Raw genomic sequence first — 12,273 nt, forward strand, 5'->3', positions numbered from 1 at the left:
TCCCGTGCGCCGCCCCCGGAGCGGCACGTCGCGCGGGATAACGAGTCTGTTTCCGGTGTTAATTTCCGCGAAAGAAGGGTTGGCCCGAACGGATTGCGTGGCTATCGTTCACGCACTTCACCCAATCGTTCCACTGAACGAATAAGGGAAGGGTGCCCCCGTTCATGTCCCCGTTGATGCCCGAGACCTCCCACGGCACAGCCCCCGCCGCGGCCGGGATACCGCGGCGGTCGGTGCTCACCACCGCCGCGGCGGCCGTCGCCGCGCTCGGCGGCTCCGCCGCGCTGACCGGCTGCTCGGGAGCCGCCTCCGCCTCCCCGTCGAGGGCCGTGCCCACCCACGGCCCGGCCGGGCGGCCCGACCGCGGCGGCACCCTGCGCATCGCCCGGCCGCCCGCCTCCGACGCCGAGACCCTCGACCCCGCGAGCGCGCTGTCCGCGTACGAATACCTCGGCGCGCTCTACAACCGCCTGGTCCGGATCGCGCCCGACGGCACCGTCGCCCCCGACCTCGCCGAGTCCTGGGAGCCCGACGCCAAGGCCACCACCTGGACCTTCCGGCTGCGCCGCGGCGTCACCTTCCACGACGGCCGCGCCTTCACCTCCGCCGACGCCGCGTACACCCTGCGCCACATCCTCGCCAAGGCGACCGCGTCCCCGCAGGCCCCGGTGCTCTCCCCGCTGGTCGACCCGGGGCGGCTGCGCACCCCCGACGCCCACACCCTCGTCGTCCCGCTGAAGAGCCCGCACGCCGAGTTCCCCAGCCTGCTCACCCACTACAACTGCTACGTCGTGCCCGAGGGCAGCGCGGGCTCCATCGGCCGCACCGGCATCGGCACCGGCCCCTTCCGGCTCGCCTCCTTCACCGCCGCCGGGCCCGGCCGGGTCACCGCCTACGCCGATCACTGGGCCGGGCGCCCGGTCCTGGACGCGATCGACTTCTACACCGTGGCCGATATGCAGGCCCGCTCCAACGCCCTGCTCGCCGGGCAGGTCGATCTGCTCTCCCAGACCAATCTCGACTTCGCCACCGCCCGGGTCGTCGCCGCCTCCGACCGCGCCACGATCGCCCGCGCCGAGAACGCCCAGTGGTACGTGCTGCCGATGCTCACCACCGAGAAGCCCTTCACCGATCCGCGGGTGCGGCAGGCGATGAAGCTCGCCTACGACCCCGCGCACATCCTGAAGGCCGCCCTCCAGGGCGCGGGCACGGCCGGCTGGGACAACCCCGTCCCGCCCAACGACCCCGCCCATATCGCCACCCACCCCGCCCATGACCCCGAGAAGGCCCGCCATCTGCTGAAGCGGGCCGGGCACGAGCGGCTGGCGGTGGACCTCTACACCTCCTCGTACGACCCGATCTTCACGCCCATGGCTCTCGCCTACCAGGAGTCGGCCGGGCGCGCGGGCATCCGCATCCGGGTCAAGACCGCGGCCGCGGACTCGTACTACACCCAGATCTGGATGAAGAAGCCGCTCATGGCCACCTACTGGTACACCGGACGCCCCGTCGACCAGCTGCTCAACCAGGTCTTCCGCGGCGGCTCCTCGTACAACGAGACCGCCTGGTCCGACAAGGAGTTCGACGCGCTGCTCGACCGGGCCCGCCGGGAGATCGACGAGGGCCGCAGGCGCGAGCTGTACGGACAGGCGCAGACGCTCGTCGTGGAGCGGGGCGGCGCGATCACCCCGATGTTCGCCGACCGGCTCGTCGGGATCTCCCGGAAGGTGCGCGGCTACGCCGAGCACGGCTTCGAGTTCGACTACCTCCACATCGGGCTGAAGGGGGCGTGATGTTCTCTTTCCTCCTCCGCCGTGTGGTCGCCGCGCTCGGCACCCTGCTGCTCTCCTCGGTCATGGTCTTCCTGGCCGTCCAGGCGCTGCCCGGCGATGTCGCCACCCAGGTGCTCGGCCGGGACGCCACCCCCGACGCGGTCGCCGCGCTGCGCAAGCAGATGGGTCTCGACCAGCCCGCCTGGGAGCGGTACGCCGACTGGATCAAGGGCGCGCTGCACGGCGACTTCGGCACCTCGCTGGTCACCACCAAGCCGGTGGGCGGCGAGGTCGCCCAGTACCTCGGCAACTCCGCCCTGATCGCCGTCGTCACCGTCCTCTTCGCGGTCACCGGCTCGGTCGTGCTCGGCGTCGTGGCCGGGCTCTACCGCGACCGCTGGCCGGACCATCTGATCTCCACGGTCAGCCTGGTCGGGATGAGCGTCCCCGAATTCGTCGTGGCCACGGTGCTGGTGCTCGCCTTCTCCGTCACCGTGCCGGTGCTTCCCGCCGTGGTGCTGTACGGGCCGGGGGCCGGGGTCGGGCAGCTGCTCCCGGCGGTGTGGCTGCCCGCCGCCGCGCTCGCGATCGTCATGGCCGCGTACATCGTGCGGATGGCCCGTACCTCGGTGATCGACGTCATGGCGAGCGAGTACGTCACCACGGCCCGGCTCAAGGGGCTGACCACCTGGCGCGTGGTCACCCGGCACGCGCTGCCCAGCGCCCTGCTGCCCACGCTGCACGTCATCGCGCTCAATGTGGCGTGGCTGGTGGGCGGCGTCGCCGTGGTCGAGAACGTCTTCAACTATCCCGGTATCGGGAAGCTGATGCTGACCTCCGTGCAGAACCGCGATCTGCCGGTCATCCAGGCCATCGCCCTCATCAGCGCGGTCGTCTACGTCGTCTGCAACCTCGCCGCCGACCTCGGGTCCATGGCCCTCAACCCCAAGCTCCGCACCCGAGGAGGGAGGATCCGATGAGCTCCGTCGAGGATCCGAAGAGCTCAGTGGAGGATCCGATGAGTTCCGTGAAGGTGCCCGTGGGCGCGGCCCCGTCGGCCGCCGCGAGCGCGAGCACGCCGCCGCCCGCGCCCGTACGGCCCGGCCTCGCCGCCCGCACCTGGCGCACGGTGCGCTCCTCCCGCCCGGCCGTCATCGGGCTCGCGATCGTGGCCGTTCATGTGGTGGTCGCGCTGCTCGCCCCGCTGCTCACCCCGTACCACCCCACCACCGGCGACGCCTCGCACGCGCTGCTCGGGCCGAGCGCCGACCACTGGGCGGGCACCGACCAGTACGGGCGCGATGTGCTGACCCGGGTGCTGTACGGCGGGCGGTACGCGCTCGGCGTCTCCGTCACCGCGACCCTCATCACCATCGCCCTGGGCACCGTCCTCGGCTGCGCCGCCGCGCTGCGCGGCGGCTGGCTGGACGATGTGGTCATGCGCGTCCTGGACGCGGTGCTGTCCATCCCCGCGATCCTCGTCCTGCTGGTGATCGTCACCGCGCTGGGCACCGGGTCCTCGGTCATCGTGCTGGCCATCGCCGTCGTCTGCGTCCCCCAGGTGGTGCGGGTGGTGCGGGGCGCCGCGCTCGGCGTCGTGCCGCAGGACTACGTCACCGCGGCGCGGGCCCGGGGCGAGAGCACCTGGGCGATTCTGCGGCGCGAGGTGCTGCCCAACATCAGCGATGTGGTGTGCGTCGAGTTCGCGATGCGGGCGTCATGGGTGGTGCTGCTGATCTCCTCGCTGTCGTTCCTCGGCTTCGGCGCGGATCCGCCCACCCCGGACTGGGGGCTGATGGTCTCGGAGAACCGCACCGCGATCACCGTGGTGCCGATGGCGAGCCTGGCGCCGATCATCGGCCTGGCCACGATGGTGGTCGGGCTCAACCTCGCGGCCGACGGCCTGTCCAAGGCGTGGGGCGTGGACCGGATCAGGGAGGGTGTCTGATGACCACGTCGCCAAAGGCCCCCATCGTGTCGGTGGACAAGCTGTCCGTGGCGTACCGCTCGGGCGGGGGCGAGGTGCCCGTCGTCCAGGAGGTGTCGCTGGAGGTGAGCCCCGGCCGGACGCTGGCCCTGGTCGGCGAGTCCGGCAGCGGCAAGTCGACGGTCGCCGCGACGCTTCTGGGGCATCTGCGGCATGGCTCCCGGATCACGGGCGGGCGCGTCGCGGTGGACGGGGACGACGTCTTCGCGCTGTCCGCGCGGGAGTTGCGGCGGCTGCGCGGCGGTACGGTCGCGATGGTCGCGCAGAACGCGGGCCATGCCCTGACGCCGTCCATGCGGATCGGACGGCAGATCGCGGAGGCGGGCGGCGAGGTGCCCGTCACGGACCTGCTGGAGCAGGTGCGGCTGTCCCACGGGCGCGAGCTCGCCCGCCGCTATCCGCACGAACTCTCCGGCGGGCAGCAGCAGCGTGTCGCCATCGCCATGGCGATCGCGGCCCGGCCCAAGGTGCTCGTACTGGACGAGCCCACGACCGGCCTCGATGTGATCACCCAGCGCGGAGTGCTGGACCTGATCGGCGCCCTCCGCGAGGAACTCGGCCTCGCGGCCGTCCTGGTCAGCCATGACCTGGGCGTGGTCGCGCGGATGGCCGACGAGGTGTGCGTGCTGAGCGCCGGGCGGGTCGTCGAGGCCGCCCCCACCCGTCGGCTCTTCGCCGCCCCCGCCGACCCGTACACCCGCCGGCTGCTGGCCAGCGTCCCGCGTATCGCGGACGCGGGGCTCGCGGTGGTGGGGGAGGACGGTACGCGGGAGATCCGGCCCAGGGCGGGCGTGGCCAGGGACGCGGCGGAGGCGGTGAACGTACGGGAAGTCGTGATCGACTACGGGGCCAGCCGCGCCGTGGACGGAGTCTCCTTCAGCGTGCGGCGCGGTGAGGTGCTGGCGCTGGTGGGCGAGTCGGGGAGCGGTAAGTCGACGATCGCGTGGTCGCTGGCGGGGTTGCGGGTGCCGTCGGGCGGGATGATGAGGGCTGCGGCTGGGGGCTCGCCCGGTGGTTCGTCAGGTGACGGGTCCGGTGACGGGTCCGGTGGCCGATCCAGCGGCCCGCCCGACGGCTCGTCCGGCGGCGACGGGGACCTGAGCGCCCCCGCGCGGCGGCGCCCGCTCGCCCTGCGCCGCACCGTCCAGCTCGTCTTCCAGAACGCCGACACCGCGCTCAACCCGCGGCGCTCGGTGGGCGACGCGGTACGGCGGCCGCTGCGCTTCTTCGGTACGGCCGGGTCTCGGGGCGAGGCGGCGTCGCGCGCCCGTCAGCTGATCGCCGACGTCCGCCTCGACCCCGACTTCGCCGACCGACTCCCCGCCCAGCTCTCCGGCGGCCAGCGCCAGCGCATCGGCATCGCCCGGGCGCTGGCCGGTGAGCCCGATCTGCTGATCGCGGACGAGATCACGACGGCGCTGGATGTGTCCGTACAGGCCGATGTGTTGCGCCTGCTGGACGACCTGCGCCGGGAGCGTGAACTGGCCTGCCTGTTCATCAGCCACGACCTGGCGGTGGTGCGGGGGATCGCGGACCGGGTGGTGGTGCTGCGGCACGGGGTGGTGGTGGAGGAGGGCCCGACGGACGCGGTCTTCGCGGCTCCGGGCCACCCGTACACCCGCGAACTGATCGCCGCCGCCCTCGAACCCGACCCGGACGCGGAAGCCGCCGTCGAGGCGGCCGACGCCTGGGAGGATGCCGCCGAACTGGGCGCCGTCTGGGACGAGCTGGGCGCCGGCCACCGAGTCCGCAGGTGGCGGCCGCCGAATGCTTAGCCCCCACCCCGCCCCTCCCCGAAACCGGGGGGGCACCCCCGGCCCCCCACCGGGGCTGCGCCCCGGGCCCCGGCGGGGGTGCGGCTTGGGGTCTCGTTGCCGGGGGGCGGCCCGGTGGGCGGGTTGTGCTCACCCGTCCCTGCGCCAGCTACTGCTGGGAGGTGCCGCCTCAGCCCCACCCCGCCCCTTCCCGAAACCGGGGGCGCGCCCCCGGACCCCACCGGGGCTGTGCCCCGGACCCCGGCCCCGCTGGGGCTCCGCCCCAAGAGCCGCCCCCCGAGGTATCGCCGCCGACTGCACGCGGGTGGCCGGGTTGTGCCCACCCGTTCCTCCCCCAGCTACCGCTGGGAGGTGCCCTCTCGGCGGAACGATTGCCCACAACCTGCAAGCCCCTCCGGCGATTGAGGAGCGGGGGGCCGGGGGCGGCGCCCCCGGTTTCGGGAAGGGGCGGGGTGGGGGAATTGCCCGCCGCAGGCGCACCCGCATCCGCATCCGCATCCGCACCAGCATCCGCATCCGCATCCGCACCCACAACACCAGGCAAGGAGCAGCGTGAAGTACCGCGAGACGTTCGACCGTGAGGTGCTGGTCGAGGACGCGTGGATCCCCACCCGGGACGGGAGGACGCGGCTGCACGCCCGCATCTGGCGCCCCGCGGACGCCGAGACCGCCCCCGTGCCCGCCCTGCTCGAATACCTTCCGTACCGCAAGAGCGACTGGACCTCCCCGCGCGACGCGCAGCGTCACCCCTGGTACGCCGGGCACGGCTACGCCTCCGTACGGGTCGATCTGCGCGGCAGCGGGGACTCGGAGGGCGTGATGCTCGACGAGTACACGGCGACCGAGCTCGCCGACGGCGTCGACGTCGTCAACTGGCTGGCCGCACAGCCCTGGTGCACCGGCAAGGTGGGGATGTTCGGGATCTCCTGGGGTGGTTTCAACTCGCTCCAGATCGCCGCCCTGCGCCCCGCCCCGCTGAAGGCGATCGTCACCGTCTGCTCCACCGACGACCGTTACGACAACGACGTCCACTACACCGGCGGCGCCGTCCTCGGCATCGACATGCTCGCCTGGGCCGGGACCATGCTCGCGTTCACCGCCCGCCCCCCGCACCCCACCTCCGTCGGCGAGGACCGCTGGCTGCCCATGTGGCGGGAGCGGCTGGACGCGCTGGAGCCGTATCTGCACACCTGGCTCGCCCACCAGGAGCGGGACGACTACTGGCGGCACGGCAGCGTCTGCGAGGACTACGGCGCGATCGAGGCCGCCGTGCTCGCGGTCGGCGGCTGGGCCGATCCGTACCGGGACACCGTGCTGCGGCTGCTGGAGCACCTCGACGCGCCCGTACGCGGGCTGATCGGCCCCTGGTCGCACCAGTACCCGGACCGGGGGCTGCCCCCGGGCCCGGCGATCGGCTTCCTCCAGGAGACCCTGCGCTGGTGGGACCACTGGCTCAAGGACGAGCCGACCGGCGTGCTGGACGAGCCGATCCTCCGTGCCTGGATCAACGACCCCGTACCGCCCGCCACCTCGTACGAGACGATGCCCGGCCGCTGGGTCGGTGAGGACACCTGGCCCTCGCCGTCCGTCAGCTGGGACGAGCGCCCCCTCGGCGGCCCTGCCGACGAGCCGGTGATCGTGCGCTCGCCGCTGCACACCGGGCTGGACGCCGGCCGTTTCTTCCCCTTCGGCAACGCCACCGATCTGCCGCCCGACCAGCGCGAGGAGGACGGCCGTTCGGTCTGCTTCGACTCGGCGCCGCTGGACGAGCGGGTGGAGATCCTGGGCCGCCCCCGCGTACGGCTGCGGCTGGACAGTGCCACCCCGCGCGCCCATGTCATCGCCCGGGTCTGCGATGTGGCGCCCGACGGCTCCTCCACCCTGGTCACCCGTGGGGTGCTCAACCTGCTGTCCCGGAAGGGGCGGGAGCGGGCGGTGGAGTGGCGGCCGGGGACGTACGAGGACGTGGAGTTCGAGCTGAACGCCACGGGGTACGCCTTCCCGTCCGGCCACCGCGTCAGGGTTGCCGTCTCCGACGCGTACTGGCCGTGGGTCTGGCCGCACGGCGAACGCGGCCGGCTGACCGTACGCCCCGGTCAGAGCGCGCTGCTGCTGCCCGTACGGGATCCGGGCCCCGACGCGGCCCGCCCGCCGATCACCTTCGAGGAGCCCGAGCAGGCCCCGCCGCTCCCCGTGACGGTCGACCCGCCCGCCGAACCCCGCCCCGAACGCACCGTCACCCATGACGTCGCCACGGGGGAGTATGTGCTGGAGGTGGACCCCAACTACGGCGGCTCCCGCACCTATCCGGACGGACTGCGCTACGAGGAGAGCGCCCGCGAGACCTACCGGATCCGCTCCGGCGATCCGCTGTCGGCCATGGCAAGCTCTCGGTGGACCATCCGGCTGCGGCGCGGGGACTGGGCGGCGGAGGTCGTCACCGCCATGGAACTGCGGGCCACGGCGGAGGAATTCATCATGGACAGCAGCATCGAGGCACGGGCGAACGGAGAGACAGTGGCCACGCGCGCATGGCACCGCACCACACCGAGGACGTCCGCGTGACGTCCCGATCCGAACGCCGCCCGCCGCGCCGCGCCGTCGCCGCCTCCGCCCGCACCCGGCAGCCCACCGAGGTGCGCCGCCGGCTGATCGTGGAGGCCGCGGTGCCGCTCATCGCGGAGCGCGGCACCAAGGCGGTGGGGGTGCGCGAGGTGGCGGCCGCGGCCGGGGTGTCGGTCGGCACGGTCACGTACCACTTCGAGAGCGTGCAGGAAGTCCTCTCCGAGGCGATGGTGCTGCACATCGAGCGCTACTACGCCGCGCTGAGCGACGCCGCGGGGCAGGCCACCAGCGGCGCGGAGGGGCTGCGGCTGCTCATCGACGCGCTCTTCACGGAGGACACGGACCAGCACTGGCGGATGTGGTTCGACTACTGGAACGCGGGCGAACGGGACCAGACCTTCGCCCGTGGCCAGGCCGAGCGGTACGAGAGCTGGCACGGCGAGATCCGGGCCCTGGTGGAACGGGGCCGGACGGAGGGCGACTTCCGCTGCGACGACCCGGCCGACTTCGCCCACCGCTTCTCCGCCCTGGCCGACGGCCTCGCCCTGCGCCGCCTCCGCCAGGTCCCGGCCCTGAGCGTGGCCGACGCCCGCCGCCACCTGCGGCGCTTCGTGGAGGCTGAGCTGCGGGGCTGAGGCGTGCGCGCCGTCAGCGCCCCGAAGGGGCGCCGGGAACTGCGCGACCAGCCACCACGGCGCCGCAGTCGGCCGACGACGCATCGCGACACTTCCAGCGGAGCGCTTAGGCGTCGCCCGAGGCCGTCGTCTCAGACGACCCCGCGTCGAGGCCGGTGAGGAAGGCGGTGAGGACGCGGCGCAGGCGGGGTGCCACCTCGACGATCGCGTGGCCGAGGCGGGGGTCGGTCTCGTAGAGCTCTCGTAGGCGCGGGCCGGGGCTGGCCATCTGCCACAGGGCCCCGGCCAGGCTGGTGGCCGTGGCGACGAGGTCGACGGTCTGGAGCTCGGTCAGCCCGAGCAGCCGTCGCAGCTCGGCGTCGATCAGCTCGATCTCCTCGAGCGTCACCAGTTTGAAGTCGCGCACCGAGTCGATCGACACATTGCGTTCGAGGTTCATGGGCGCCTGGGACAGCAGGTCGCAGAACATCGGCCGGGCGGCCAGTGTGGCGGCGACGACCTCGGCGACCTCCGGGGCCGTGGCGTGCGTCCGGCGTCCGAGATCGCCGCGCAGCTCGGCGGACCACTGCCGCCAGCCCTCCGCGGTGAGCCTGAGGAAGATCTGCTCCCGCGTCTCGAAGTAACGCAGCAGGGCCGACTTGTGCATCCCCACGGCCCCGGCGATGTCGGTGAGGGTGACGTCCCGGACCCCGCGCTCGCGGGCGAGGGCACGGGCCGCGTCCAGGATCGCCTCTTCCCGTGCCTGCTTGGCCTGGGCACTGCGCGCACGTTGGAAGGCAGGCGTCGTCATGCCGGACATCATAGGAACCTTTAACAGAACGGTGTTGCGTAAATAAGAGAACGGTGTTGTACTAACGGCATGAGTTCACAGGTCATGGGTTCACGGGTCTGGTTCATCACCGGTTCTTCGCGCGGTCTCGGCCGCGCCCTGGTCACCGCCGCCCTCGAGGCCGGTGATCGCGTCGTGGCCACGGCCCGGCGCCCCGAGGCGCTCGCGGAGGTATTCAAGGAGTACGGCGACCGCGTTCATCCGCTCGCGCTGGACGTCACCCGCCCCGAGGCGGCGCGCGAGGCCGTCGAGGCGGCGCTCGCCCGCTTCGGGCGCATCGACGTGCTCGTGAACAACGCGGGATACGCGAATGTGTCGCCCATCGAGACCTCGGACGACGAGGACTTCCGCGCCCAGTTCGAGACGAACTTCTGGGGCGTCTACCACGTCACGAAGGCCGCGCTCCCGGCGCTGCGGCAGCAGGGGTCGGGCACCGTCGTGCAGATCTCCTCGATCGGCGGCCGGGTCGGCGGATCGCCGGGCATCGCCTCCTACCAGGCGGCCAAGTTCGCGGTGGACGGCTTCAGTCGGGTCCTCGCCGCGGAGACCGCGCCGCTCGGCGTGCGCGTCATGGTCGTCGAACCGAGCGGCTTCGCCACCGACTGGGCCGGCTCCTCCATGACGGTCCACCCGATCCCCGACGCCTATGACGCGACCGTCGGGGAGATGAACCGGCGGGTGCGGCAGAGCACGGACGGGGCGGCCGGGGACCCTGAGCGCGCCGCCGAGATCATCGTGCGGACCGTCCACCGCGGCGAGGTCCCGGGCCATCTCCCGCTGGGCGTGAACGCGGCGACCATGGCGCGGGACTACTCCCAGCACCAGCTCGCCGAGGCGACCGCCTGGGAGAAGGTCAGCCGCTCGGCCGACTTCGGCGAGCCGTACCCGGCGGAGTTCCCGGCCGGGGGTGCGGCCGGGTGAGGGTCTGCCGGGCTACCCGCGGCGGATCGTGCGCCCCGCGAGGACGTCCGTCCGCCGTCCGTCCTCGATCACGGAACGGCCGTCGATGAGGACGTGGGGGATGCCGGTCGGCAGGGTGCGCGGGGCCTCGAACGTCGAGCCCGCCGCCACCGTCTCCGGGTCGAACAGGACGAGGTCCGCGCGGTAGCCCTCGCGGATCCGGCCCCGGTCGGGGAGGCGGAGGCGGGCCGCGGGGCGTGCGGTGAGGTGGGCCACGCACTCCTCCAGGGTGAGAACGCCCAGCTCACGGACGTAGCGGCCCAGGTACTGGGGGAAGGTGCCGTAGGCGCGGGGGTGCGGTTTGGCGCCGTTCAGGATGCCGTCGCTGCCGCCGGTGTGGGCGGGGTGCTGCATGATCGCCTGGACGTTCTCCTCATGCCCGACGTGCTGAAGGATCGTCGGGCCGAGGCGGTCGTCCAGGAGGAGACGGCGCGCGGTGACCCAGGGGGCCTCGGCTCGCTCGCGGGCGCTCGCGGCGACCGTTTTGCCGATGTATTCGGTGAGGGCCGGGTCGTTCACACCGGAGATCTCGATGGTGTCCCAGTTGATCGGCACCCCGTGGCAGCCGTCCGCCCCCTCTTCCTCCATGACGTGCCGGATGCGCTCGGCCTCGGCGTCGTCGCGCAGCCGCGCGAGGGCCGCCTCGGGGCCGCCCTCGGCCGCCCAGCTCGGCAGCATCGCGGCGAGCGTGGTGCAGCCGGGGAGGTAGGGGTAGGTGTCGAGGGTGATGTCGGCGCCGTCGGCGATCGCGGTGTCGAGGAGGGCGAGCAGCTCGGGGGCGCGGCCCTTGTTGAGGTCGAAGTTCATGGTGGCGTGGGCGAGGTGCAGCGCACAGCCCGCCTCCCGGCTGAGGGCCACCATCTCCTCGTAGGCGCGCAGGGCGCCGGCGCCGTACGAGCGGTGGTGCGGGCAGTAGTAGCCGTCGTACGCGGCCACGACCCGGCACAGCTCGGTGAGTTCGGCGTCGGAGGCGTACATCCCGGGGGTGTAGGTCAGCCCGGAGGACAGGCCGACCGCCCCCTGTTCCAGCCCCTCCGCCACCAGCGCCTTCATCCGCTCGACCTCGGCGGGCGTCGCGTCCCGGTCCTCCCAGCCGAGGGCGAGCATGCGGACGGTGCCCTGGGGGATGAGATACGCGGCGTTGACCGCGATGCCCTGGCCGTCGAAGCCGTGGTCGAGGCGGTCCAGGAACTCGCCGACGGTGCGCCAGGTGAAGTCGATGTCCGAGCCGTCGCCGTTCCAGCCGGTGATGGCGGTACGGATCTGGGCGAGCGTGCGGTCGTCCACGGGCGCGTACGAGAGCCCGTCCTGGCCGATGACCTCCAAGGTCACGCCCTGGGCGGCCTTCGCGGAGTGGTCGGGGTCGCGGAGCAGGGCGAGGTCGCTGTGGGCGTGCATGTCGATGAAGCCGGGGGAGAGGGCGAGGCCGTCGGCGTCCACGACGCGGTGGGCGGTGGGGCGCGCCCCGCTCCCCTCCGGCACGATGGCGGCGATCCGGCCGCCGTCGACGGCCACGTCTGCCCGATACCGGGCTTGCCCGGTGCCGTCGATGACGTCCGCACCGCGAATGACCAGCTCCATGGGGTTGCCCTCGCTTTCTGCCGCCCGCGTCTGGGGCGCGCTGTCCTTTTTCCCACCCACCCGCTCTTACCCGGTGGGGGACCCTGCGGGTCCCCCACCCCCATCCCCGCGGCCGCGGGCCTGGCGGCCCGCAAGCCGGGCGGCCTGTGCCCGTGCTCAGCGTGGGACT

9 protein-coding genes are annotated in these 12,273 nt (G+C 73.0%); 7 read left to right on the forward strand and 2 right to left on the reverse strand.

Going from position 1 to position 12,273, the window contains the following annotated elements; translation table 11 throughout:
* Window positions 1–164 precede the first annotated feature (164 nt).
* The 6 genes from KHP12_RS31905 to KHP12_RS31930 all read left to right on the forward strand — a co-directional run bounded on the left by KHP12_RS31905 (window position 165) and on the right by KHP12_RS31930 (window position 8,734).
* Window positions 165–1,793 (forward strand): ABC transporter substrate-binding protein, encoded by a 1,629-nt coding sequence (locus KHP12_RS31905; protein WP_208653083.1) that lies wholly within the window; start codon window positions 165–167, stop codon window positions 1,791–1,793.
* Window positions 1,793–2,752: an ABC transporter permease gene (locus tag KHP12_RS31910; RefSeq protein WP_037950736.1), complete on the forward strand. Its 960-nt coding sequence runs from the start codon at window positions 1,793–1,795 to the stop codon at window positions 2,750–2,752. The genes KHP12_RS31905 and KHP12_RS31910 overlap by 1 nt, the downstream gene beginning before the upstream one ends.
* Window positions 2,753–2,790: 38 nt before the next feature.
* Window positions 2,791–3,720, forward strand: a complete 930-nt coding sequence (locus KHP12_RS31915) for an ABC transporter permease (RefSeq protein WP_086882974.1) — start codon at window positions 2,791–2,793, stop codon at window positions 3,718–3,720.
* A complete protein-coding gene (locus tag KHP12_RS31920; RefSeq protein WP_210609786.1) occupies window positions 3,720–5,534 on the forward strand; it encodes an ATP-binding cassette domain-containing protein in 1,815 nt (604 codons plus the stop codon). Before KHP12_RS31915 ends, KHP12_RS31920 begins: the two co-directional genes overlap by 1 nt.
* Before the next feature lie 552 nt (window positions 5,535–6,086).
* Window positions 6,087–8,099: a CocE/NonD family hydrolase gene (locus KHP12_RS31925; protein ID WP_086880846.1), complete on the forward strand. Its 2,013-nt coding sequence runs from the start codon at window positions 6,087–6,089 to the stop codon at window positions 8,097–8,099.
* Entirely contained in the window at window positions 8,096–8,734 is a 639-nt protein-coding gene (locus tag KHP12_RS31930; RefSeq protein ID WP_244202656.1) for a TetR/AcrR family transcriptional regulator, read from the forward strand. Before KHP12_RS31925 ends, KHP12_RS31930 begins: the two co-directional genes overlap by 4 nt.
* Window positions 8,735–8,840: 106 nt before the next feature.
* Here KHP12_RS31930 and KHP12_RS31935 read toward each other — a convergent pair whose 3' ends face one another.
* Window positions 8,841–9,524, reverse strand: a complete 684-nt coding sequence (locus KHP12_RS31935; protein ID WP_086880850.1) for a TetR/AcrR family transcriptional regulator — start codon at window positions 9,522–9,524, stop codon at window positions 8,841–8,843.
* A gap of 84 nt (window positions 9,525–9,608) precedes the next feature.
* On the opposite strand from KHP12_RS31935, the gene KHP12_RS31940 reads away from it, so the two are divergent.
* Window positions 9,609–10,484: an SDR family NAD(P)-dependent oxidoreductase gene (locus KHP12_RS31940; RefSeq protein WP_372455317.1), complete on the forward strand. Its 876-nt coding sequence runs from the start codon at window positions 9,609–9,611 to the stop codon at window positions 10,482–10,484.
* A gap of 12 nt (window positions 10,485–10,496) precedes the next feature.
* On the opposite strand, the gene KHP12_RS31945 is transcribed toward KHP12_RS31940, so the two are convergent.
* Window positions 10,497–12,104 carry an N-acyl-D-amino-acid deacylase family protein gene (locus KHP12_RS31945; protein WP_086880849.1) on the reverse strand — a complete coding sequence of 536 codons (1,608 nt, stop codon included), beginning with the start codon at window positions 12,102–12,104 and terminating at the stop codon, window positions 10,497–10,499.
* Window positions 12,105–12,273 lie beyond the last annotated feature (169 nt).

This window comes from Streptomyces asiaticus (assembly GCF_018138715.1).
Lineage (GTDB): Bacteria > Actinomycetota > Actinomycetes > Streptomycetales > Streptomycetaceae > Streptomyces > Streptomyces asiaticus.

Excerpts from the sequence above, each read along its gene's own strand:
- KHP12_RS31905 (WP_208653083.1), top strand. The coding sequence starts at position 165 with ATGTCCCCGTTGATGCCCGAGACCTCCCACGGCACAGCCCCCGCCGCG.
- KHP12_RS31910 (WP_037950736.1), top strand. The coding sequence starts at position 1,793 with ATGTTCTCTTTCCTCCTCCGCCGTGTGGTCGCCGCGCTCGGCACCCTG.
- KHP12_RS31915 (WP_086882974.1), top strand. The coding sequence starts at position 2,791 with ATGAGTTCCGTGAAGGTGCCCGTGGGCGCGGCCCCGTCGGCCGCCGCG.
- KHP12_RS31920 (WP_210609786.1), top strand. The coding sequence starts at position 3,720 with ATGACCACGTCGCCAAAGGCCCCCATCGTGTCGGTGGACAAGCTGTCC.
- KHP12_RS31935 (WP_086880850.1), bottom strand. The coding sequence starts at position 9,524 with ATGACGACGCCTGCCTTCCAACGTGCGCGCAGTGCCCAGGCCAAGCAG.
- KHP12_RS31940 (WP_372455317.1), top strand. The coding sequence starts at position 9,609 with ATGGGTTCACGGGTCTGGTTCATCACCGGTTCTTCGCGCGGTCTCGGC.
- KHP12_RS31945 (WP_086880849.1), bottom strand. The coding sequence starts at position 12,104 with ATGGAGCTGGTCATTCGCGGTGCGGACGTCATCGACGGCACCGGGCAA.